The organism is Pseudomonas sp. H1_D05 (genome assembly GCF_054682705.1).
The window spans coordinates 4,992,985-5,014,785 of the sequence record NZ_CP162825.1 but is presented as its reverse complement, the minus strand read 5'-3'; the positions used below and the strand labels follow the sequence as shown (position 1 = coordinate 5,014,785).

Below are 21,801 nucleotides of genomic sequence, written 5' to 3'. Positions count from 1 at the left end.
TCCAGACTGATAACGACCCGAATCCTGCCGAAGACACACCGACCATGAAAAATAAAAAAGTTCCATTCACAGGCAAAAGAAATCAAAATCGGCGCCGATAGTAAGTCAGTACCCCAAAGCGGGGACGACCTACAGTTGATGCACGCCATTTGCGAGGTGAGCAATGGGCACAGTACACACAGCAATGCCGCCACAAACCCTGTACGTGACAATCCGTCGCGATGAATTGCGCCAGTTGAAAGACGAACGCGACCAGTTGAAACAGGAGCTGGCGCAGCTGCGCCTGTTGACCCAAGGTGTGCAGCCGCAACCTTTGCCGGTCGTTCAGCGTCACCCCCACGCCTGATCCCCGCCTGTTTCGGGAACGGCCGCCGCTGTTCCCGACATGATCCATCGCTGCCCTCCTCTCTATAGAGCAAAGCGGCAACTCACAAACTTTTCACATTCTCTTCGTAATACTCCGCCCCATTCTGGCCGTACCTGCGTGTACGGCCTCCGTTCGTCGGCTTCATGGATGTTCCGGCGGTGGTTGTAACGAGTGAGCTGGAGCGCCGAATGGCATTGTTCAAACGCAGCAAAACGACTGCGACAGGTTTCGACTGGGCCGGTTTTATCTGGCTGTTTGTATTCTTCTGGTACTTCTCGGGTATCACCCAACTGCTGATCCAGCTGACCGGCACCTCCGGCTTCAGCGGATTCCGTCAGGCGTTCTTCATGAGCGCGCTGTGGCTGGCGCCCATGCTGCTCTTCCCCAAACGCACCAAACTGCTCGCTGCCGTGATCGGCGTGGTGTTGTGGGCCTGCTCGATGGCCAGTCTTGGCTATTTCTTCATTTATCAGCAGGAATTCTCGCAAAGCGTCATCTTCATCATGTTCGAGTCGAACATCTCTGAAGCCGGCGAGTACATGACCCAGTACTTTGCCTGGTGGATGGTGGTGGCGTTCCTTGCCCATACCGCGTTCGCGTATTTCCTGTGGACCCGCCTGCGCCCGGTGTACATGCCCCGTGGCCGTGCGCTGGTCGCGGCGACGGCGATCGTGATCGCGGTGGTCGGCTATCCACTGGTCAAGCAAACCCTGCGCATGGGCACCTTCGCCCAAGGCTTCGAGAAATTCGAAACCCGTATCGAACCGGCGGTGCCATGGCAGATGGCCGTGGCCTACCACCGTTATCTGGATACCCTTGCCGACATGCAGGGCATGTTGCATAACGTGAGCAAGATCCCGCCGCTGAAAAACCTCAAGGATGCCTCGGCCGACCAGCCGAAGACCCTGGTGCTGGTGATCGGTGAATCGACCAACCGTCAACGCATGAGCCTTTATGGCTATCAGCGCAACACCACGCCGGAACTGGACAAGCTCAAGGATCAACTGGCGATCTTCGATAACGTCGTCACCCCGCGTCCGTATACCATCGAAGCGTTGCAGCAAGTGCTGACCTTCGCTGACGAAGAGCATCCGGATCTGTACCTGTCGACGCCGTCGCTGGTCAGCATGATGAAACAGGCCGGCTACAAGACCTTCTGGATCACCAACCAGCAGACCATGACCAAGCGCAACACCATGCTCACCACGTTCTCCGAACAGGCCGACGAGCAGGTGTACCTGAACAACAACCGCAATCAGAACGCCGCGCAGTACGATGGTGATGTGATCGAGCCGTTCAACAAGGCGTTGGCTGACGCCGCGCCACGCAAGCTGATCGTTGTGCATTTGCTCGGCACGCACATGAGCTATCAGTACCGCTATCCGCCGACGTTCGACAAGTTCCAGGACCGCACCGGCGTACCAACCGGCGTGCGTGACGACCAGGTCCCGACCTACAACAGCTACGATAATGCCGTGCTGTACAACGACTTCGTGGTGTCGAGCCTGATCAAGGATTACGCCAAATCCGATCCGAACGGCTTCCTGCTGTACCTCTCGGACCACGGTGAAGACGTGTTCGACTCAGTGGGCCACAAGACTCTGGGCCGCAACGAAAACAAACCGACCGCGCCGATGTACACCATCCCGTTCATGGCCTGGGCGTCGCCGAAGTGGAAGGCCAATCACGACTGGAACTTCGCCGCCGACCTCGATCGTCCGTACAGCAGCTCGCATCTGATCCACACCTGGGCTGACCTGGCCGGTTTGAGCTTCGATGAACTCGATCACAGCAAGAGCCTGGTCAGCGACAGCTTCAAGGCTCGCCCTCTGCTGATCGGCGATCCGTACCAGACCGAGCAGCGTGCGCTGATCGACTTCAGTTTGATGAAGCCGAAGAAACCCGACGCCGCGCCGGCGGATGTCGCGCAGAAGTAACACCAGAAGGGGCCGAAACCGGCCCCTTTTTCATGTCCGCAGAAAACTCATCCAGCCGGCCTCGAATTTCGCTTGTTACCTCTGCCCCAGCCAATGCGTCGCCACGGTCAGCTCTGACAGGTGCCCCCCGTTCCCGACTATCAAATGTTCTGCAACATGCTGCAAAAACTCCACTGAACGGGCGTTAACCCCGCGTTAATTCAGGCCTCCCAGACTCTCTTCCGAGATCTGCTTCATGGACGAACGGCTCCCACTTGTTCAGTAGGAGGCACCATGAAAATCACTACCGCAATCCTTGCCGGGCTATTTGCCCTGGGTTCTGCCAGCGTTTTTGCCGAGGGCGGCGCTGAGCGTATGCGTTATTACTACGACAACTTCCCGGTTCACCAAGCCCAGAGCGAGCAGAAGAGCGACGCCAACGCGAAGGAAATTCGCGTTCCCGCCGATCAGACGGCGCAAGTGACCGAGTCGTATCGCGACTGAGATTGACCGAGCAACCGATGGACCTTCCGTGGCTCCGCTCTGGCCTGGAAGAAGACAGTTTGGCGCCCTGATTGGGGCGCCTTTTTTTGGGGTTCATTCAGTCGATTAGTCAGGATTGGATGTCCGGCTTTTGATTTGTGGTGAATTCGCCCCTCACCCCAGCCCTCTCCCGAGGGAGAGGGAGCAGTTTTGTGGGCTGTTCAAAACCTGAGTTCGGCTCGATGTTTCAGGTCGGCGTACGTTGCCCAAACACCTCGGTCAGTCCCCTCTCCCTTTGGGCGGTCCGACGTTTCGGGAGGGTTAGGGTGAGGGGCTTTTCAGGCTTTCAGGCCTGCAGATTCTTGATCCAGAACAGCATGCGCCCGTGATCCGGGTCGAACATGCCCGGCGCAAAGCCGAACTTGCTGTAGGCATTCTGCGCCACGGCGTTGCCTTCCAGCACTTCGAGGGTGATTTTGCAGCAACCGCGCTGGCGAGAAATCTCCTCGACTTTCTGCAACATTTTCTGGCTCAGGCCGAGCCCGCGAAATTGGCTCACCACCGCGACGTCGTGAATGTTGACCAGCGGCTTGCAGGCAAACGTGGAAAACCCTTCAAAGCAGTTCACCAGCCCCGCCGGTTCACCACCGACAAAGGCCAGCACACTGAACGCATGCGGGCGCCGGGCCAGTTCTTCGGGCAGCCGACGCAGCAGCTCAGGGTCGAGCGAATGACCGCCGCCCATTGGGTCTTCTGCATAGTGGTTGAGCACGATACCGATGGCCTCGGCGTGCGTTGGATTGCTGTAGCTGGCCTGAAGTACAAGAATTTCTGCGGAATCCATTTCCATCCCCGAACACAAAAGCCCCGGCGCGCAAAGTGCGTACTGAAAGGCTGCCTGACATTAGCGCGGGGGTGATCGGGCGGGCAACCGACAAATGCAAAAGACTTTTGCTGTTTACCCGTCAGTGCCCCCAGATCAACTCTTCGGTCCAGCCCAGTTCGGCAAAGTCCTCGGCGCGTAGACTGCTCTCGCCGACGCAGAAAAACTCATCCAGTTGCGGCGGTTTCACCACGGTATCACTGAGCATCGCATGCACCTGCCCCCGGTGATGAAGCTGATGCTCGAACAGGTGCGAAAGCATGCGCAAGCGGTTGTCGTGCTGCGGCGTATCACGGGCGATAGTGACGATCCGGGGCAGATCGGCATCGCGCAATTGTTCGCAATAGGCGATCAGCCGCCGATCAACATGAGCCTGCTCTTCGCGCAAATGCGTGGCGTCGGTAAACGGCTCGTCCACATTGAAAAACACATAACAGTCAGGATGCGGCTCGGCCCCGCGTAGCTCGCGCTCCAGTGCATCGACGTAGAACCAGTCGCAGGTGAGGATGTGATTGAGGGTCAGACGAATGCTCGGAAAAAAACTCACCCGAGGCGCCGCCAGATCCGTCGCACTCAACTGCGTCCAGGCCTTGGCCAGACGATGATTGGCCCAGGCATTCTGGTATGCCATGGTCAGCAAATGATGGGATAACGCTTGGCTCATGTCGGCGCCCTCTTCCATTCAAGCTTCGGCAAAACGCTGCAGCTGCATCTCCTGCAAGCGACTGAGGGTGCGGCGGAACGGAAATTCCAGATAACCCTCGGTGTACAGCGCATCCATGGGTACTTGCGCTTCGATGTACAGCGGCACCTTACGGTCGTAGCACTCGTCGACCAGCGCAATGAAACGCCGCACGCCGTCGTCGTGAACCGACAATTGCGGTAACTCACGGTCGCCCGCAACTACCCGCTGCGCGGCGTCTTCAGTGCCGCGCGCGATCCGCCCTTCGCGTTTCTGCGCACTGAGATTGGGTACTTCGCTCAACAGAATAGCCGTGTAGCGGTCGCACAGCGCGATGAAATCCATGGCGGCGAACGGCTGCTCGCAGAGATCGGCGTAGCGGCACCACAACACCGTTTCACTGGCCTGCACCACGTTCAACTGGCGATGACCGACCGCCACCGGTTCGGCGCTGGCTGCTTGGCCGGCGGTCAATGCCTGAAAGACTTCCTCTAGCGCACTCACCGCAGACGTGGCGACAAAGTAGCGTTGCAGACCTGCCCCCGGATGCAAGCGATGATCCTCGGCGCCATTCACCGCAACCACCTGCATATGCGCCTTGATCGCGGCAATCGCCGGCACAAACCGGTCGCGATTGAAGCCATCGGCGTAAAGATCATCCGGCGGCAGATTGGACGTACAGACGATCACCACGCCTTCGTCGAACATCACCTGAAACAACCGACCAAGAATGATCGCGTCACCGATGTCGTTGACGAACAACTCATCGAAACACAGCACCCGCACCTCGACCGCCAGCTCCCTGGCCAGCGCACGCAACGGATCGGCAATCCCGGTCAACTGGAATGAACGCTGATGGACCCAGCCCATGAAGTGATGAAAGTGTTGGCGTCGCGCCGGCACCCGCAGGCTCTGATAGAACTGATCCATCAGCCAGGTCTTGCCGCGCCCGACCGGCCCCCACAAATAAACGCCGCTGACCGAAGCGGCCCCGGCGTGCAGCGTTTCATGGCATTTTTGCAACGCCCAGACCGCGTGTTCCTGGGCTTCATCCTGGATGAAGCCCATGTGTTGCACGGCGTGTTGCCAGGCGCTGAGAGGAGAGTCGAAAGTCATGCGCGGCAGTATGCCACGATGGTTACAGGGAAATATCCAGTCGGGCGATTTTCCCCTGCTCGTTCAAGCGAAACGTGTAGCGCAGCTGCGCCGGGCTGCCGGGGAAGGTTCCGGAAATCAGCCCGTTTACCAGCACTTTGCCGGTGCGCTGCTGCACGTCCAGCACTTCGACCCGTGGCTGATAGCGCTGCCCGGTGTCGTGCATCCATTGCGCGATGGCTTGCGGGCCGACCTGATGTTGGCCCTCGTCGAACACGTTGGCATCCTCGGCAAAAAAACTGCCGACCCTGGAAGTATCGCGTGCGTTGGCCGCATCGATATACGCAGCAATCGCCGGGGCCAGTGCAGAGACGGGATGAGACATGGTTGCAGCTCCTTTTTGTTTGGTTCTGCGCCCATCCTAAAACAGCGTTGCGTCAGTTTTTGTCAGGAGTGAAACGTCCGCTTTCATCCAGTTGCATCTGCTCGCGCCATGTGCGCAACAGATCGCTGCGCCGTCCCGGATAACCCTCGCCCTGGCGGCTGGCCGCGCTGATGCGGTCGGTACGAAACGTACGATAGGCGCTGCGCAATTCGCACCACGCAACGATGATTCGCACCTCATTGAGGAAGCCCAGCGCCAAGGGCCAGATCAACCGCTGGCTGGCCACCTGTTGCGCGTCGGCGTAATCGATGTGCAGTTTGGCCTGGTCGCGGATGGCATGGCGAAACACGTTCAACGGCACGGTGTTTTGCGGAAAACCATAACCCGGCGGGCCCGCCATCACGGTAGGATTGCGCAGCGCTTCCTGGGCCTGCGGATCGAGCACGGCGGCAATTTTCGCCAGCGCATCCGCTGCGGCTTTGCCGAGGACTTCGTCACCGCGCTGATCGACGTAACGCAAACCGAGGACGATGGCTTCGGTTTCGTCGGCATTGAGCATCAGCGGCGGCAGAAACAAGCCGCTGCGCAACACATAACCGATCCCCGCTTCGCCATGGATCGGCGCGCCGAGGGCGGTCAGTTCCGCGATATCGCGATAAAGCGTGCGCTCGGACACTTCCAGCTCGGCAGCCAGGGTCGCCGCCGTCACCGGGCGCTTCTTGCCGCGCAGCACTTGCAGCAAAGTCAAAAGACGAGTGGTACGCGACACGTTGGGCAGGCTCTGGAGGGCAAAGATGTTCGAGCTTAGCATAGGCTGGTGTCAGAAACTGGCAGGAGCCTTGGCTGAAAATGTGGCAACGAGCCTGCTCGCGAAAGCGGCGGGTCAGTCAACAAAGATGTTGGTTGAGCTGACGCCTTCGCGAGCAGGCTCGCTCCCACAGGGGTTATCGTGTGCGGGTTAAATATCAACCTTGTGGCGGGCGGCGTAGAGGCAGAGCATTTCCATCGCCAGTGTGGCAGCGGCCAGTGAGGTGACGTCGGCGTGATCGTAAGCCGGGGCGACTTCCACTACGTCCATCCCGACCAGATTGATGCCGCGTAAACCGCCAAGAATCTCCAGCGCTTGCGCGGTGCTCAAGCCGCCGCACACCGGCGTGCCGGTGCCCGGTGCAAACGCCGGATCGAGGCAATCAATATCGAACGTCAGGTACACCGGGTTATCGCCAACCCGCGCGCGGATCGCTTCGACAATGGCGTCGCAACCACGCCGATGCACCTGCCGCGCATCGAGTACCTGAAACCCCATGTGATCGTCATTGGTCGTGCGCAAGCCGATCTGCACCGAGCTTGCCGGATCCACCAGCCCTTCCCGAGCGGCGTGCCAGAACATGGTGCCATGATCGACCCGCTTGCCCTCTTCGTCCGGCCAAGTGTCGCTGTGCGCATCGAAGTGAATCAGCGACAACGTCCCATGTTTGCGCGCGTGGGCCTTGAGCAGCGGGTAGCTGATGAAGTGGTCACCGCCAAACGTCAGCATCGCGCTGCCAGCGGTCAGAATGTGCTCGGCGTGAGCTTCGATGCTTTGCGGAATGCTGTGTGGCGCGCCGAAATCGAAATCGCAGTCGCCATAATCGATGACCGCCAGATGATCGAACGGGTCAACCGTCCACGGCCAGTGGCGTTCCCAGGCAATCCCGGTGGAAGCGGCGCGAATTCCGCGTGGTCCGAAGCGGGCGCCGGGACGGTTGCTGGTGGCGGTGTCGAACGGCACGCCGCTGACCGCGACATCGACACCGCGCAAGTCACGGCTGTAGCGCCGACGCATGAAACTGGTAATGCCGGCGTAAGTACTTTCGGCGGCGGTGCCGTAGAGGCTGTCGCGGGTCATGGCCTGATCATTTTGCATGGGCACATCCATCGTGGGGCTCCTGTTGTTATTGATGACTACGGAAAGTGGTCCACAAGCGCGTGCGCTGGCGCATGTCCTTGAGGCTCATGCTGCGATCGGCATACAGCCGCGCGCGAACTTCGCTCGGCGGATAGATGTCGGGATCGTTACGCACGGCCTCATCCACCAACGGCGTGGCGGCCTGGTTGGCGGTGGCAAAAAACAGTGTGTTGGTCAGTTCGGCCACGGAATCGGGGCGCAGCATGAACTCGATGAACGCCCGCGCGGCTTCGGGGTGCGGCGCGTCTTTGGGGATGGCCAGATTGTCCTGCCACACCAGCGTGCCTTCCTTGGGAATGCGGTAGGCCACTTCGTACGGTTTATTGGCCTTGTGCGCCTGATCAGCGGCCATGCTCGCGTCGCCGTTGTAGGTCAGCGCGAGACACACGTTACCGCTGGCCAGGTCATTGATCTGCCGGCCGCTGGCGACATAGAGCACCGACGGCTGGAGTTTCTGCAACAACGCCTCGGCGGCGGCCAGGTCGTTTTTGTCGGTGCTGTAGGGATCCTTGCCCAAGTAATGCAGGGCCAGACCGATAACTTCCTGCGGCGAATCGAGGATCGCGATACCGCAGTCCTTGAGCTTGCTGGCGTTCTCCGGTTTGAACAGCAGATCGAGGCTGTTCAGCGGCACATCAGGCAGCCGCTGCTTCACGGCCTCGACGTTCATGCCCAGACCCAGCGTGCCCCAGGTGTACGGCACGCCATAGCGATTGCCGGGGTCGACAGCGGCCATTTTCTCCAGCAAATCCGGATCAAGATTGGCGTAGCCCTTGAGGCCCTCATGAGGGATTTCCTTCAACGCGCCGGCCGCGAGTCCCCGCGCCAGAACGCTGGACGACGGCACCACCACGTCGTAACCACTGCCGCCGGTGAGCAACTTGGTTTCCAGCACCTCGGAAGTATCGAAGGTGTCGTAACGCACATGAATGCCAGTCTCCTGCTCAAACCGTTGCAGGGTTTGCGGTGGCACGTAATCGGCCCAGCTGTAGAGATTGAGTGTCTTGTCCTCGGCCTGAGCCTGAACAGCCACCGACAATAAAAGCGCGGGGAAACACAGCTTGAACACGGGAGCCATGACGAACACCTGACCAGAGGAAGTGGTTGCAGGATGCGCCGTCGGATACATTAGAAAAATTGTCTAATAATTATCCTGACTTTATCCAGGAGTAATGTGATGTTGGGTCAACTCCACGACGTGGACTTGCAACTGTTGCGCCTGTTTGTGCGGGTGGTCGAGTGCGGTGGTTTCAGTGCAGCCCAGGGTGATCTGGGCCTGAGCCAGTCGAGCATCAGCCAGCAAATGGCTAAACTCGAAACTCGCCTCGGCTATCGTCTGTGCAGCCGTGGCAAGGGCGGTTTCAGTGTCACGCCCAAGGGCGAGCAGTTACTGATCGCGGTGCGCACGCTGTTTGAATCGATTGAAACGTTCCGCCATCAATCCAACGGCGTCGCCGGGCGCTTGATCGGTGAAGTGCGCCTGGGGATTTCCGAGTCGGTGGATCAATCGGTGCTGCAGCGGGTGGCGGCGGCGATCCGGCGTTTTCGCGAGCGTGATGAGTCGGTGCGCATCGAACTGATCAGCGCCATGCCTGGCGAGATGGAGCGGCTGCTGTTGCAACAGCGGTTGGACTTGGCGATCGGCTATTTTTCGCAGGTGCAAAGTGCCTTCGACTATCGCCAGTTGTTCAGCGAAACCCAGCATTTGTACTGCGCTGCCGGCCATCCCTTGTTCACTGATGACGCACCCAGCGATGCCGCGTTGCAGGCCTGCGACCGGGTCGATCACCCCTATCGGTTTTTTCGCAGTGACGAGCCGTTTCAGGGCAAGGTCTGCTCGGCGCGCTCGGAGCAGGTTGAAGGCACGCTGACCTTCATTTTGTCGGGTAAACACGTGGGGTATCTGCCGGATCACTATGCGCGGAGCTGGCAAGCGAAGGGCCTACTGAAGCCGATCCGTGAGGGCGAGTTGAGTTTCGAAGTCGACTTTCATCTGGCCCGGCATCGGGCGCAGGTGCCGGGGGATGCGCAAAAAGCTTTTGAAGAGGATTTACTGGGCGCATTCAATCTCGTGTAGGAGCTGCCGCAGGCTCGGGCCGCGATCGGACGATCTTTTGATCTTAAAAGATCGCAGCCTCGTTTCACTCGACAGCTCCTACACGGGCGTTTGCCGTAGCGACCCATAAAACCTGACCTTTCAGGCAGTTATTGCTCGTTGCCCTTACCGCCCTCTTCCGGCATTCTGCGCCTCCATTTTCTGACCCGGCCCCGCCTCGCGGCGCGCAAAACACCATGACCGCCTCTGAAAAAGCCCCGCGCAACAACGACCTGATTTACGGCCTCAACGATCGTCCGCACCTGACCGCCACAGTGTTTGCCGCGCTGCAACACGTGCTGGCCAGCTTCGTCGGCATCATCACCCCGACCCTGATCATGGGCGGCGCCCTCGGTCTGCAAAGTGAAATTCCCTACCTGATCAGCATGGCGCTGTTCGTTTCCGGGCTTGGCACCTTTGTGCAAGCCAAGCGTTTCGGCCCGGTCGGTTCGGGGTTGTTGTGTCTGCAAGGCACCAGTTTTTCCTTTATCAGCGTGATTCTCAGCGCCGGGTTCATGGTCAAGGCGCGCGGTGGCGGCACCGATGAAATCCTCTCGACGATCTTCGGCGTGTGCTTTTTTGCCGCGTTCATTGAGGTGGTGCTGAGCCAGTTCATCGGCAAACTGCGCATGCTGATTACCCCGGTGGTCACCGGCACCATCATCACGCTGATGGGGCTGTCGTTGATCAAAGTGGCGATGACCGACATTGCCGGCGGTTTCGGCGCGCCGGATCTGGGCGCAGCCAGCCATGTGTTTCTGGCGGCGCTGGTGATAGGCACCATCGTTGTGTTGAACCGCGTTGATGTGCCGTTTCTGCGCTTGGGCGCGATCGTTATCGGCCTGACCCTTGGCTACGTAGTCGCATGGCTGATGGGTACCGTGGATTTCGCCTCGATGCCAGAGGTGCCGCTGGTCAGCGTGCCAGTGCCGTTCAAGTACGGTTTCAACTTCGACTGGGTGGCGTTCGTGCCAGTGGCGGTGATTTTCCTCGTGTCGCCGCTGGAGGCCGCGGGTGACCTGACCGCCAACTCGATGATTTCCCGGCAACCGGTCAAAGGCCCGCTGTACATCCGGCGGATCAAGTCCGGCCTGCTCGCCGACGGCCTCAACTCGGCCATGGCCGCCGTGTTCAACAGCATGCCAATGGTGACCTTCGCGCAGAACAACGGCGTGATTCAGCTCACCGGCGTGGCCAGCCGTTACGTGGCCTTCTTCATTGCCGGTCTGCTGGTGCTGCTGGGGCTGTTCCCGATGATCGGCGCGGTGTTGCAACTGATGCCGAAACCGGTACTCGGCGGCGCCGAACTGGTGATGTTCGGCACTGTGGCGGTGGCCGGGATCAAGATCCTCGCCGAAGCCGGTCTGCATCGGCGCAACATGCTGATCGTGGCCATTTCGCTGGGCATGGGCCTGGGTATCGCGGCGGTGCCGGAAGTGTTGCGCGAACTGCCGCAAGCGCTGCGCAACATCTTCGAATCACCGATCACTGTCGGCGCGTTGTGCGCTATCGTGCTGAACATCTTCCTGCCGGAAGAATTCATTGAGCTGGAAGAAGACGATTTCGACCCGGAAGCTTCTATTCTTCAGGTCATGGAAAATCCGGATATGCCGGCCAAAGGTGAACCTGCCCCAGCGGCGGCTGTCGCACAGTTGAACCGCTAACGTCTGGCCTTCAATAGAAAGGGCTGAGCCGGCGACGGTTCAGCCCTTTTTTGTTGAGAGACCGTTTATGCGCCGTTTTCAAGCCGTCATTCTGTCACTGCTTCTGCTGTCCCTCAGCGCCTGTGCGCTATTCCCCAACCGTGATCCGGTGAACATCAACGTAGTCGGCCTCGAACCGTTGCCGAGCCAGGATCTGGAAGTGCGCTTCGCCATCAAGATTCGCGTACAGAACCCCAATGAGACGGCCATCGACTACAACGGCATCGCGCTGGATCTGGAGGTCAACGGTCATTCACTGGCCTCGGGTGTCAGCGATCAGAGCGGTTCGATCCCACGCTTCTCCGAAACCATTGTCAGCGTTCCGGTCAGCATCTCGGCGTTCTCGGTACTGCGCCAGACCTTGGGCCTGAGCCAGACGCAAACCCTCGACAATCTGCCCTATGTGCTGCGCGGCAAGCTTGCCGGCGGTCTGTTTGGCACCATGCGCTTTGTCGACAGCGGCAAGCTCAGCCTGCCCAAGGCCACTGCCGCGACCTGGTAAAAATGCGTTAGCCTGCTTTTTTCCCAAAGACATTCAGGGAGGCTGCAGGTTTATGGAAGACACACCGACGCTGTACACCGAACGACTGATCCTGCACCCGTTGCAACTGGCCGATGCCGACGCCGTGCAGCAACTGTTTCCCCACTGGGATGTGGTGCGTTATCTGAACGCGGCGGTGCCATGGCCGTATCCCGAAGACGGCGCCCTCACCTATTTGCGCGATGTTGCCTTGTCGGCCGTGGCGGCGGGCAAGGAATGGCACTGGTCGATTCGCCGCAAGTCCGCGCCCGAACAGTTGATCGGCAACATCAGCCTGATGGATCAAACTGACAACCACCGTGGATTCTGGCTGACACCGGCGTGGCAAGGTCAGGGCTTTATGACTGAAGCGAGCGCAGCGGTGACCGATTACTGGTTCAACGTACTTCAACGCCCGCTGATGCGCGTGCCGAAAGCGGCGCCGAATACCGGCTCGCGCAGACTCTCGGAGCGCGCCGGGATGCGCTTGATCCGGACCGATGAAGATGATTTCGTCGGTGGGCGTTTTCCACGAGAAATCTGGGAAATTTCCCGGGAAGAATGGCTGCAACAACACAAAACTTAAGCTTGTAACTAACTCCTGTGGGAGCGAGCTTGCTCGCGAAAGCGGAATATCCGTCAACCAAAATGTTGAATGTGATGACGCATTCGCGAGCAAGCTCGCTCCCACAGGTTCTCAATAAGACTGGGGTTATGTGTTGAATCGCACGCCCGGTTTGGCGCGCTCATCCACACTCAACTCAAACACATCCGGCCGCGCGTAGTGCCCGACCACATCGTAGTCATACCGCGCCCGCACCAGTTCATCGGTGTCAATTTGCGCCGTTAGCAACCCCGCCTCGCCCCGCAACGGCCCGGCCAGCACGTCGCCCATCGGCCCGACAATCACGCTCCCCCCGGCAATCAACGGGCGATCCGCCGGCCAGTTGGCAATCTCCATGCCCAGTTCATTCGGTGACGCCTGCACCTGACAGGCGCTGACCACAAAGCAACGGCCTTCATGAGCGATGTGGCGCATGCTGACCTGCCACATCTCGCGTTCGTCGACGGTCGGCGCGCACCAGACTTCGATGCCTTTGGCGTACATCGCCGTGCGTAGGAGAGGCATCATGTTTTCCCAGCACACCACCGCGCCGAGCTTGCCAACCTGACTGTCGAACACGGGCAAGGTCGAGCCGTCGCCCTTGCCCCAGATCAGCCGTTCGGTGCCGGTGGGCATCAGTTTGCGGTGTTTGCCGACAAGCCCGGCCTGCGGATCGAAATACAGCGCCGTGCAATACAACGTGCTGCCAGCCCGTTCAATCACGCCGATCACCAGGTTGGCCCCGGTGCGCGCCGACAGACCGGCCAGCGCTTGCGTTTCGGCACCCGGCACATCGATCGCATTGGCAAAATATCGGGCATAGGCTTCGCGCCCCTCGGGCAGGCGATAACCCAATTGCGTGCCGAAGCCCTCGCCTTTCGGATAACCACCCAACAGCGCTTCCGGCATCACCACCAGTGTCGCGCCAGCCTCGATGATCGCGCCCTCCCAACTCAGAATCTGCTCCAGGGTCGCGCTTTTGCCTTCGGGCAAAGCGCCGATTTGCAGCGCAGCAACAATTGATTTGGCCATCGCGATAACTCCATCAGGTTCAGTGGTTGCCGATTCTGCGGCGCCACGCGATCATGAATAAAGCCCCATTCACTGCTGAATGATATGAGCCAAATGAATATCGCCACGGTCGACCTCAACCTGCTGAAAGTCTTGGAAGCCCTGCATGAAGAGTCCAGCGCCAGCCGCGCAGCATTGCGACTGGGGGTGACACAATCGGCGGTCAGTGCGGCGCTGCGCCGCTTGCGCGAGGTCTACGGCGATCAATTGTTCGTGCGTACCGGGCGCGGCCTGGCGCCAACGCTCAAGGCCAATCAATTGAAACCGGTGGTCAGCGAAGCGCTGAACAAGTGCCGGCAAAGCCTGGCGATGGTCGACCCGGCGGCTAACCAGTACGACGGCCGCTCGGTCACCGTAGGACTGTCGGATGATTTCGAAATTGCCTACGGTCGCCGCCTGATCGAGGAAATTGCCCGCAGCGCTCCGAAGTTGCGCCTGATCTTTCGTCAGACCCATAGCCAGATCGTCGCCCGCGCGCTGATGGAGCGCAGCATCGATCTGGCGATTACCGCCGGAGGCTTTGCCGAGCGCTTGCTCAGCCGTCAGGTGTTGGGCGAAGGCGGTTATGCATGTCTGGTCGATCCGGCGAGCCTTGCGCCCGGTCAGCAGCAGATCGATCTTGAGGAGTTTGTCGAACGCGAGCACATCCTGGTGTCGTCCGGCGGCTTTATCGGGATCACCGATGAGGGCTTGGCGACGCTGGGCCTGACTCGACGGGTGTGCGCGTCGACCACGCATTTCGCCGCGCTGCCGTATTTGCTCAAGGGCAGTCGGGCGGTGGCGACGATTCCGACGCATGCCGCCGAAAGTATTGCTGAGCTTAGCGGCCTGGCGCTGCTGCCCTGCCCGCTGAAACTGCCGCGTTATCCGATCGAACTGGGCTGGCGTACCACCACGCAGATCGATCCGGTGGTAGTCAAAGTCCGCGAAGCGATTGCCGCGACGTTCACCTGAAGCGTTACTTGTTCGCGGCCATCAAGCGATTGACTTCACTGCGCACCATGTTGGCGAACTCCGGCGGCGACATGCCGTCCAGTTCTGCGCGGACCCACTCGGCCCATTTGCCTTTGCGCTTGCCGCGCTCGCCGAACAAACGCGCGGCTTCGCCTTTGGCTTTGCCCAGATTGTTTTGCCAGAGTTCGAACAGACGGGATTTCTCGTCTTCCAGCGCAGCGCGCTCTGCGAGTGATTTGTCGGCCAGATTGAAACTCATGGGGAATTATCCTGCTGCGTAAAATGGCGACATCTTACACGCTCGACGGAAATCTCCCGCGCAGGTTTTTATTTCTGACCTAAATTCAGTGCAACTTTTCAGCAAGCACCACACTCCATTGATCACTGTCCATTCAACTGCAAGGAGTCACCCAATGGCCCGCAAATCCGCCGTGCAAGCCGCCGAAGATCAAATCAAGGATCAGGCCTTCAGCGAACTTCAGGCTCTGATCCAAGAGTCCGACAAACTGCTCAAGAGCAGCGCCTCACTGGTCGGCGAGGAAGCGGAAACGCTGCGCGGACAAATCGCCTTGAAACTGCAACAGGCGCTGGATTCGGTGTCGAGCGTACGTGATCGCACCAAACCGGCGGTTGATGCCACCGAAAGCTACATCGGCGGTCATCCGTGGCAGACCGTGGCGATCTCCGCCGGTTTCGGTCTGGTGGTTGGCTTGCTGCTCGGCCGTCGCTGAGTCAAGGCACACAAAAAAGGCGAACCCACTGGGTTCGCCTTTTTTATGCCTGCGTGTTTTTACCGGCTTTGCACCAGTTCCGGGCTTTCAGAACCTGAGCTCAACTCGATCTTTCACGTCAGCGCACCTCCCCCATTCACCGCGGTCAGTCCCCTCTCCCTCGGGGAGAGCGCTAGGGTGAGGGGCTTTTGATCTTTGATCACGCCCCCGCCAGCTCACGCAACTGCGCCAGCGTCTGCGCATCCAGCACGATGCCCTCAGCCAGCGACTTGCTGCGCTGCCAATGCCTGCGATCGCCCGGCAACCGCTTGAGGCCGACACTGTGCATCTGCCGCACCAGCTCACCACTGCGCTCTGCAAAACTCTGCCCGGCGGCTTTGCTCGGGTCGATGACGATCAACAATTGCCCGGTCCACGGCGTCTTCGCCCCGGGATGATTGGCCCAATCGAACTCGAAAGAAAAATTCCCTCCGGTTAATGCGGCCGCCAGCAGCTCAACCATCATCGACAGCGCCGAACCTTTATGCCCACCAAACGGCAGCAACGCCCCGCCCTCGAGAATCGCCTTGGGATCCTGAGTCGGCTGACCGAGGCTGTCCACGCCCATTCCGGCGGGCAACCGCTCGCCTTTGCGCGCAGCGATCTGCACGTCGCCATGGGCGATTGCGCTGGTGGCCAGGTCGAAGACAATTGGCGCGGCGCCGGCCCGTGGCGCGGCGAACGCAATCGGATTGGTGCCGAACAGCGGCCGGTCGGCGCCGTGCGGCACCACGCAGGTCATGCTGTTGACCACGCTCAGTGCTACCAGCCCCTCGTCGGCAAATGGCTCGACGTCCGGCCACAGCGCGGCGAAGTGATGCGAGTTGCGAATCGCCAACACGGCAATCCCGGCGCTACGCGCCTTCTCCACCAGCAACGACCGGGCGGCGGCCAGTGCCGGTTGGGCGAAACCGTTGCCGGCATCGACACGCACAAAACCGGAAGCGACATCTTCGACTTGCGGCACCGCGTGGCCGTTGACCCAGCCGCTGTTCAGGGTCGAGACATACCCGGGTATGCGGAACACGCCATGGCTGTGGGCACCATCGCGCTCGGCGCCGGCGCAGTTGGCGGCCAGCACTCGGGCGACTTCGGCGGAAGTGCCGTGGCGCAGAAAAATCGTTTCAAGCAGTTGCGTCAGCGCTTCAAGAGACAACGAGGACGAGACAGCAGAGGACACATGATCGTGTGGCGCAGACATCTGAAGCTCCAGAATGATTATTGGAGGGAACAACAGCGTACGGACGACTTGCCCGCCGATTAACCATGCCACAGCTGTCGGCTGTCAACCCTTGTATTGGCGATGACGGGCATTGGCTCATGGCACATTTCAACTCGACGTGTGCGGTAACTATGTACCGCCTGCACAGCGACCTGCGTACCTACTCTTGAACTCCCCGCCCACGGCGCCCCGTTCAGAGTTCCAATGATGTCCAGCCTCCTGCTATTCCCCGAGATACTCAAATCCCCGGGCCGGCATGCCAGCCTGGGTCCGACCCACGGCCTCAACAGCAAAGATTTCAGCTGGCTCGCGCATGTGCAACTGGCGACCCACGCCCTGCGCAGCGAACAAACCCCACCCATGCTGGCCGAACGCATTCTGCTAAACGCCGACAAGCAACTCGCCATCCCCCTGCCCGGCAGTTTTATTCTCGGCACCGGGCCGGATGACCATGGCGTGTTTTTGTACACACCTTACGACGGTCTGAAAAAATACAGCGATTACCAGACGCTGATGGACGCGCTGCAAACACGCCTCGATAACGCTGAAGAAACCGATGATCTGTTGGCCTTTCTCAGTGTCTTGCTGCGCAAGGAACTGGTAGAGAAACGCGGCATCACCCTCACCCGCGAAACCATCGAAGGTGATGTGTTTGACGATCAAAAAACGGCGATCAGCCAGTCTCAGGACACCTGCGCCCGCGATGTGCTGGATGAGCTGAAACGTCTGCCGTCGTTCGCCAGCTTGCTGGAGAACATTCTCGACGAACTGCTCGAGCCGCATTTTGCCGATTTGCCGCAGTCGCGCACCCGCGTCGGTTTTTACCTCGACAGCGCCCCGTTGCACGCGGAGATGAGGCAATGGGTCAGTTCGCTGTCATTGAGTGAAGCGCTGCTGCTGCACTTTCGCCGTCAGGGCTGGCCGCGCGGCCAGACAGCGGAATTTTCCCACCCGGCCCGCGCAAGCCAGGCGGCTGACCAGACCGCCTGGGCCGATGCGATCAAGTCCGCATCGGGACGACTGACCATGCTGCTGTTTCGACAGCTGGAGGCCTACTGGAATGCCGCTGCATTCGATGGCTCGCCCAGGCGCACGTACTTCAGCCAGGCGTTAAAGGATCAAATGCGTGCAGATCTGATGCTCAAGCGCGAAGCGGAAATCCTGTCTGCCACTGAATTCGACGCCCTGCACAGCGTGATCCGCGAACCGAATGTGGCGTCCCGGCGGCCCAACTTCGAAACCGTGTGCTTGCGCGAGGACACCGCCTACATCGAACTGGCCGGGTCGCTGATGATCAACCATGACAAGGCTTATCTCTACACCCCTACCCAAGGCTTGCAAGTCCTCATCAACTACGCCGATCTCAAACAGACGCTGACCGCCAAACTCAATGCCGCCGGCCATGAAGACGAGCTGTACGGACTGATGAACCTGGAGGAGCGCAATCGCTATCTGGGATTTGCCCACGCGCAAGTGTCCGGGGAAAACATCGGCGGCGACATCATCAGCACGCTGTTTGAAGCGATCCTCACCAAACAACGGCAAAACATTGAATTCGTCTTGCAGCTCTTCCGCCAGAGTGAACGCACAACCGACATCCATGCGCTTTTCGACAAAGCGCTGGATATCCGTTCGATGATTCATGAGCGTCTGCTCAAGCTCGACGTCAACGAGCGCTGGAGTACCCGACCGTTGTTTTCCAGTGCACCGCTGTCGTCACGGGTGCAGACCGACAAGGCCAGGCAACTGGCGATACAGCTTGAACGCGCCGAGGAGAATCTTGGCAGTCACTTCAAGGATCAGCCGACCACCAGCAACGCCGAACAACGCGTGTTTCTCGAAGGTATTCGATGGAAACTGGCACAGGCCTTTGAGGATGGCGTGCGCGCTGAGGCACACATAAGGAATCTCAGCGGTTCCTGGCTGACGGCCGAACGAAAGATTGTCGACGCCGTGTTCGATGCAAAACACGCCAAACGCAGGGATCGTCAGTCGCTCAATGGCTTCCGGCCGGATGCCTGGTCGCTCAGCGTTACCTGCGCAGGCAAAGCCGATGCACTGTCGCTTGCGCATTGCGTACTGTTGACCGAGCGCGGAGGCATGGACGTCGAGCATTCCGGGCGTGCGATCCTGTGGACGCCGGCCATGGGTCTGGAATCGTTCGACGACATCGCCATCGCGCAGAAGCAACTGCAACAGCGCCTGGACGACAATAACCAGTCTCAGACACTGCTGGAAAATCTGTCAACGGCGCACTATCAACTGGATCAACAATACACACTGGGCCCGTTCCAGTTGATTGAAGGCAACGTGTTGAACGATCGCATGCAATCGGCCATTGAACACTTCCTGGCCCATTGTGAGGCGTTACGCGTTTGCATCACGGACAAGGATGTACTCGCCAGTTTCCTTACTCGAATAACAAACACCGCCATCGATACCAACTTGCGCCGGGCCATCGACCTGGCCCAGGCTTTCGTCCGCCAGCAGGATTTCCCTGACTGGTTACGCATGGCGCCGGTAACGGAACAACGCACACAACTGGCACTGCTGGATGAAGTGCGGCGCAGCGTTATCGATGGCAAGGATTTTCTCCACGACGTCCCCGCGTTAGCCAGCCATGTGGAGCAGACGCTGAAAACACTGCTCGACGCCCGATTCCCTGGCACCGATCTCAAACCAAAGCAGATCCAGATCACCCCGAATCTCACGCTGGCAGGCCCGCCCTGCAACCTGCTCGATTTTGCCTTGCATCACTACAACATCGTGCAGGACACCGGGTTCAAGGTCGCCTCGACCATCGCCAGCGCTTTGCCAGCAACGCTCAATCAGTCTGCGGTTCAGCAACTGCTGCAATCCCTCGACATCACCACCGCCTACACCCGGAAAGTCACCGAGGCGCTCTCATCCGACACTGAGCCTGCACGCACCAGCAAAGCACGTTTCCTTCGTCAGTTGCCCTGGCAGTTGATGCAGCACGCGCACGCCTTGAAGTTGCAACAACAGTTGTCGCAAAGCGGTTTCGACTACGTTTGCCAGGTTCTGGACATGCCCGACGGGGTAGCGCGCGCCACCGTAGAGGGCGCTCACGCCAGTGCTTGCCCGCTGTCATTGATCAAGACCCCCGGTAGCGATTTCGTCGACGCCCTCGGACTTTATGTCATTGGCCCCGGGGCGGGACATACAGGGCCACGCGTGCTCTACGCACCCTACTCGCGGTTCGTATTTCGTGAATTCGAGGACGAAGCGCAATTGATCGAGGCCTTGAATACACCGGGGCATTTTCAGGACCTGATCATCCGGCGCCTGCCTTCCGGGCAACAAGCCGTCTTCAAGAATCTGCTGAACACGACGATTGGCAAGACCAGTGAAATCAAACTTCACCGCACGCCCATCACCGGCAATCTGCTGGAGCATTTGCACAAGGACACGCTCAGCCTTCTACCGCAACTGCTCGCGTGCCAGCCGCAGATCAACGCACAAGCCGATTGGGAAACCGCGAAGTCTCTGTTCAGTCACGGTGTGCGCCTGGTTCCCCATCTCTTGTCGGGGAAAATCGCCTCGTTGTTTTTTCTCTGGAAAAGCTACAACGACTTCAAGGAGTCCGCCGAAGACCTTCAGGATCATCATTGGGCCAACGCTCTGAAAGGCTTTATCGCCGGGGCGTTATCCCTGTTTAGTCTGGGTCGGCTGTCCTGGGAAACAGAGGCAGAGGCGCAAACAGCTGAATTTGCCTCCGAGACGCAGGCCACTGGAGCAAAGGTTGCCGAAACCGGCGCGAACACCACGGAAAAAACCGCCGCTCGCTGGTCAAAAGTCCCACCGGTTAGCACCTCGCGCGCGAACTTGCAGTCTTATGAAACGACCACCGCACTCGACAGCCTCACACTTGATAGCAATAAACTGGTTTACGGGGATTCATCCAGCACGCACAAATATGCAGCGATTGCCGGCAAGGTATATCCGGTGGTCCAGGCCGAAAAAGCCTGGTACTTGCGCAGAAAAGACGGGAGCCGTGGGCCGGCGCTTGAACAGAAAAACTCACGACTGGTGCTTGCCCGCGCCAGTCAGGCCGTGCATCGCTGTCGATCGAGGAGGCCCCTGGCTCTGCAAACCAAAGTGGAGCAGCACTGTTCAATTCTGATGCTGATCCAGGCGCGAGGGATGGCAGAGATCAACCGCCGATACCCCGCCAGAGCCTTCGTGATTCAGCAAGCGGTTACCCGGGCAAGAAACTACGCGTTGTATTGCCTGTATAACTTCGTCGAACATCGCGACAACCTCGGGGGCACTCGTGTGGAAACGGTCCTCAGAGATTTTTTCGACGTGCGACAGATCACGCCGATGCTGCTGAAGAAAATCGAGAAGGTGATCCTGCCGATTTGCCGCGAACTGACGGACCCAAAGGATGACTTGCTCTACACAGAGCGCTTTTTCGCTGGCCTCAATGCGCGCTACGACGATGACACGGTTGCCTTTGTCTTCAAGGAAGACCGGCGAAAAGTCGTGCACTTCACCGAGCATTTTTTCAATCCGAAACTGGATGTCTACACCGCCTTTTTGCCACCCAGGTTCAATGTTGATTCCCATGCTCGCGCGATCACGCTGCTGCACGAACTTTCGCACCTGATCAACGATAGCGAAGATTTCGTCTCCGTAGAGGCGATGAGTCCCTACCCCGACCTTATCGATACCACCACCGCGGACGGGCAACAGCTCAAAACGGGTCTGGAACGTTATCGTAAATCCTTGTCACGCTCCGCTGCGCCCGAACAGTTATTCGCGACCAGGAATGAGCAAGGGCTGTGGGTAGATCTGGATAAGTTGCCGGAGCAGGCCGATGTCTACAAAAAAGTCCTCAGTCTGACCAAAACCAGAAACCTTGGAGAGGCACGTAAAGCCTTTCGCAATCCGCTCGCTGATGAAGCGCGCATCGAAGTGCTGATGGCCAACGCCGACTCGATCGCCTTACTCATCAGCGAAATGGGCAGACAACTGGATCCGCGAACGGCGCCGATACCGTTGCCGGCGCCAACTTCAAGCCAGGCGGATTCCGTGCAAGCGTCACCGTGACCACGGGAGAAAAAAATGCGCCGGTCTGAG

At 59.3% G+C, this 21,801-nt stretch carries 20 protein-coding genes; 10 read left to right on the top strand and 10 right to left on the bottom strand.

Annotated elements, in window-relative coordinates:
• Window positions 1-163 precede the first annotated feature (163 nt).
• The 3 genes from AB4O11_RS22645 to AB4O11_RS22635 all read left to right on the top strand — a co-directional run bounded on the left by AB4O11_RS22645 (window position 164) and on the right by AB4O11_RS22635 (window position 2,787).
• Window positions 164-346, top strand: a complete 183-nt coding sequence (locus tag AB4O11_RS22645) for a DUF6026 family protein (protein ID WP_007914840.1) — start codon at window positions 164-166, stop codon at window positions 344-346.
• A 209-nt stretch (window positions 347-555) separates the two neighbouring features.
• Window positions 556-2,304, top strand: a complete 1,749-nt coding sequence (locus AB4O11_RS22640) for a phosphoethanolamine transferase CptA (protein ID WP_093432834.1) — start codon at window positions 556-558, stop codon at window positions 2,302-2,304.
• 273 nt (window positions 2,305-2,577) lie between these two features.
• Window positions 2,578-2,787: a hypothetical protein gene (locus AB4O11_RS22635; RefSeq protein WP_093432836.1), complete on the top strand. Its 210-nt coding sequence runs from the start codon at window positions 2,578-2,580 to the stop codon at window positions 2,785-2,787.
• A 325-nt stretch (window positions 2,788-3,112) separates the two neighbouring features.
• On the opposite strand, the gene AB4O11_RS22630 is transcribed toward AB4O11_RS22635, so the two are convergent.
• The 7 genes from AB4O11_RS22630 to AB4O11_RS22600 all read right to left on the bottom strand — a co-directional run bounded on the left by AB4O11_RS22630 (window position 3,113) and on the right by AB4O11_RS22600 (window position 8,837).
• Window positions 3,113-3,610: a GNAT family N-acetyltransferase gene (locus AB4O11_RS22630; RefSeq protein ID WP_414925957.1), complete on the bottom strand. Its 498-nt coding sequence runs from the start codon at window positions 3,608-3,610 to the stop codon at window positions 3,113-3,115.
• 121 nt (window positions 3,611-3,731) lie between these two features.
• Window positions 3,732-4,313, bottom strand: a complete 582-nt coding sequence (locus AB4O11_RS22625) for a DinB family protein (protein WP_460128635.1) — start codon at window positions 4,311-4,313, stop codon at window positions 3,732-3,734.
• A gap of 18 nt (window positions 4,314-4,331) precedes the next feature.
• The gene (gene zapE / locus AB4O11_RS22620) at window positions 4,332-5,447 is read right to left on the bottom strand and encodes a cell division protein ZapE (RefSeq protein WP_460128633.1); all 1,116 of its coding nucleotides are present in this window, start codon (window positions 5,445-5,447) and stop codon (window positions 4,332-4,334) included.
• A 22-nt stretch (window positions 5,448-5,469) separates the two neighbouring features.
• Window positions 5,470-5,811, bottom strand: coding sequence for a nuclear transport factor 2 family protein (locus AB4O11_RS22615; protein WP_460128631.1), 342 nt, complete (start codon window positions 5,809-5,811; stop codon window positions 5,470-5,472).
• 52 nt (window positions 5,812-5,863) lie between these two features.
• Entirely contained in the window at window positions 5,864-6,580 is a 717-nt protein-coding gene (locus AB4O11_RS22610; protein ID WP_460128629.1) for a helix-turn-helix transcriptional regulator, read from the bottom strand.
• A gap of 189 nt (window positions 6,581-6,769) precedes the next feature.
• Entirely contained in the window at window positions 6,770-7,729 is a 960-nt protein-coding gene (gene speB, locus AB4O11_RS22605; protein ID WP_460128627.1) for an agmatinase, read from the bottom strand.
• A gap of 16 nt (window positions 7,730-7,745) precedes the next feature.
• Window positions 7,746-8,837, bottom strand: coding sequence for a polyamine ABC transporter substrate-binding protein (locus AB4O11_RS22600; protein WP_099759070.1), 1,092 nt, complete (start codon window positions 8,835-8,837; stop codon window positions 7,746-7,748).
• Window positions 8,838-8,936: 99 nt separating this feature from the next.
• Here AB4O11_RS22600 and AB4O11_RS22595 point away from each other — a divergent pair, with 99 nt between their 5' ends.
• The 4 genes from AB4O11_RS22595 to AB4O11_RS22580 all read left to right on the top strand — a co-directional run bounded on the left by AB4O11_RS22595 (window position 8,937) and on the right by AB4O11_RS22580 (window position 12,663).
• Window positions 8,937-9,836 (top strand): LysR family transcriptional regulator, encoded by a 900-nt coding sequence (locus AB4O11_RS22595; protein WP_116256224.1) that lies wholly within the window; start codon window positions 8,937-8,939, stop codon window positions 9,834-9,836.
• 215 nt (window positions 9,837-10,051) lie between these two features.
• On the top strand, window positions 10,052-11,518 hold the full coding sequence (locus tag AB4O11_RS22590; protein WP_034156004.1) for a nucleobase:cation symporter-2 family protein: 1,467 nt from the start codon (window positions 10,052-10,054) through the stop codon (window positions 11,516-11,518).
• A gap of 67 nt (window positions 11,519-11,585) precedes the next feature.
• Entirely contained in the window at window positions 11,586-12,059 is a 474-nt protein-coding gene (locus AB4O11_RS22585; protein WP_093432857.1) for an LEA/WHy family protein, read from the top strand.
• Window positions 12,060-12,111: 52 nt separating this feature from the next.
• Entirely contained in the window at window positions 12,112-12,663 is a 552-nt protein-coding gene (locus AB4O11_RS22580) for a GNAT family N-acetyltransferase (protein WP_460128623.1), read from the top strand.
• Window positions 12,664-12,789: 126 nt separating this feature from the next.
• Here the strand turns inward: AB4O11_RS22580 and AB4O11_RS22575 are convergent, their stop codons facing one another.
• Window positions 12,790-13,713 carry a carbon-nitrogen hydrolase family protein gene (locus AB4O11_RS22575; RefSeq protein ID WP_460090816.1) on the bottom strand — a complete coding sequence of 308 codons (924 nt, stop codon included), beginning with the start codon at window positions 13,711-13,713 and terminating at the stop codon, window positions 12,790-12,792.
• A gap of 84 nt (window positions 13,714-13,797) precedes the next feature.
• Here AB4O11_RS22575 and AB4O11_RS22570 point away from each other — a divergent pair, with 84 nt between their 5' ends.
• Complete coding sequence (locus AB4O11_RS22570; protein WP_093432866.1) at window positions 13,798-14,706, top strand: LysR family transcriptional regulator; 909 nt, start codon at window positions 13,798-13,800, stop codon at window positions 14,704-14,706.
• Between the two features lie 4 nt (window positions 14,707-14,710).
• Here AB4O11_RS22570 and AB4O11_RS22565 read toward each other — a convergent pair whose 3' ends face one another.
• Window positions 14,711-14,965, bottom strand: coding sequence for a hypothetical protein (locus tag AB4O11_RS22565; RefSeq protein ID WP_007917411.1), 255 nt, complete (start codon window positions 14,963-14,965; stop codon window positions 14,711-14,713).
• Between the two features lie 154 nt (window positions 14,966-15,119).
• On the opposite strand from AB4O11_RS22565, the gene AB4O11_RS22560 reads away from it, so the two are divergent.
• The gene (locus tag AB4O11_RS22560) at window positions 15,120-15,437 is read left to right on the top strand and encodes an ElaB/YgaM/YqjD family protein (protein ID WP_007917413.1); all 318 of its coding nucleotides are present in this window, start codon (window positions 15,120-15,122) and stop codon (window positions 15,435-15,437) included.
• Between the two features lie 199 nt (window positions 15,438-15,636).
• Here AB4O11_RS22560 and AB4O11_RS22555 read toward each other — a convergent pair whose 3' ends face one another.
• Window positions 15,637-16,677 (bottom strand): Ldh family oxidoreductase, encoded by a 1,041-nt coding sequence (locus AB4O11_RS22555; protein ID WP_186625567.1) that lies wholly within the window; start codon window positions 16,675-16,677, stop codon window positions 15,637-15,639.
• A gap of 228 nt (window positions 16,678-16,905) precedes the next feature.
• Between AB4O11_RS22555 and AB4O11_RS22550 the strand changes: the two genes are divergently transcribed.
• Complete coding sequence (locus AB4O11_RS22550) at window positions 16,906-21,771, top strand: dermonecrotic toxin domain-containing protein (protein ID WP_460128621.1); 4,866 nt, start codon at window positions 16,906-16,908, stop codon at window positions 21,769-21,771.
• The last annotated feature ends 30 nt before the right edge of the window (window positions 21,772-21,801 follow it).

Excerpts from the sequence above, each read along its gene's own strand:
- AB4O11_RS22645 (WP_007914840.1), top strand. The coding sequence starts at position 164 with ATGGGCACAGTACACACAGCAATGCCGCCACAAACCCTGTACGTGACA.
- AB4O11_RS22640 (WP_093432834.1), top strand. The coding sequence starts at position 556 with ATGGCATTGTTCAAACGCAGCAAAACGACTGCGACAGGTTTCGACTGG.
- AB4O11_RS22635 (WP_093432836.1), top strand. The coding sequence starts at position 2,578 with ATGAAAATCACTACCGCAATCCTTGCCGGGCTATTTGCCCTGGGTTCT.
- AB4O11_RS22630 (WP_414925957.1), bottom strand. The coding sequence starts at position 3,610 with ATGGATTCCGCAGAAATTCTTGTACTTCAGGCCAGCTACAGCAATCCA.
- AB4O11_RS22625 (WP_460128635.1), bottom strand. The coding sequence starts at position 4,313 with ATGAGCCAAGCGTTATCCCATCATTTGCTGACCATGGCATACCAGAAT.
- zapE (WP_460128633.1), bottom strand. The coding sequence starts at position 5,447 with ATGACTTTCGACTCTCCTCTCAGCGCCTGGCAACACGCCGTGCAACAC.
- AB4O11_RS22615 (WP_460128631.1), bottom strand. The coding sequence starts at position 5,811 with ATGTCTCATCCCGTCTCTGCACTGGCCCCGGCGATTGCTGCGTATATC.
- speB (WP_460128627.1), bottom strand. The coding sequence starts at position 7,729 with ATGGATGTGCCCATGCAAAATGATCAGGCCATGACCCGCGACAGCCTC.
- AB4O11_RS22600 (WP_099759070.1), bottom strand. The coding sequence starts at position 8,837 with ATGGCTCCCGTGTTCAAGCTGTGTTTCCCCGCGCTTTTATTGTCGGTG.
- AB4O11_RS22595 (WP_116256224.1), top strand. The coding sequence starts at position 8,937 with ATGTTGGGTCAACTCCACGACGTGGACTTGCAACTGTTGCGCCTGTTT.
- AB4O11_RS22590 (WP_034156004.1), top strand. The coding sequence starts at position 10,052 with ATGACCGCCTCTGAAAAAGCCCCGCGCAACAACGACCTGATTTACGGC.
- AB4O11_RS22585 (WP_093432857.1), top strand. The coding sequence starts at position 11,586 with ATGCGCCGTTTTCAAGCCGTCATTCTGTCACTGCTTCTGCTGTCCCTC.
- AB4O11_RS22580 (WP_460128623.1), top strand. The coding sequence starts at position 12,112 with ATGGAAGACACACCGACGCTGTACACCGAACGACTGATCCTGCACCCG.
- AB4O11_RS22575 (WP_460090816.1), bottom strand. The coding sequence starts at position 13,713 with ATGGCCAAATCAATTGTTGCTGCGCTGCAAATCGGCGCTTTGCCCGAA.
- AB4O11_RS22570 (WP_093432866.1), top strand. The coding sequence starts at position 13,798 with ATGAGCCAAATGAATATCGCCACGGTCGACCTCAACCTGCTGAAAGTC.
- AB4O11_RS22565 (WP_007917411.1), bottom strand. The coding sequence starts at position 14,965 with ATGAGTTTCAATCTGGCCGACAAATCACTCGCAGAGCGCGCTGCGCTG.
- AB4O11_RS22560 (WP_007917413.1), top strand. The coding sequence starts at position 15,120 with ATGGCCCGCAAATCCGCCGTGCAAGCCGCCGAAGATCAAATCAAGGAT.
- AB4O11_RS22555 (WP_186625567.1), bottom strand. The coding sequence starts at position 16,677 with ATGTCTGCGCCACACGATCATGTGTCCTCTGCTGTCTCGTCCTCGTTG.
- AB4O11_RS22550 (WP_460128621.1), top strand. The coding sequence starts at position 16,906 with ATGTCCAGCCTCCTGCTATTCCCCGAGATACTCAAATCCCCGGGCCGG.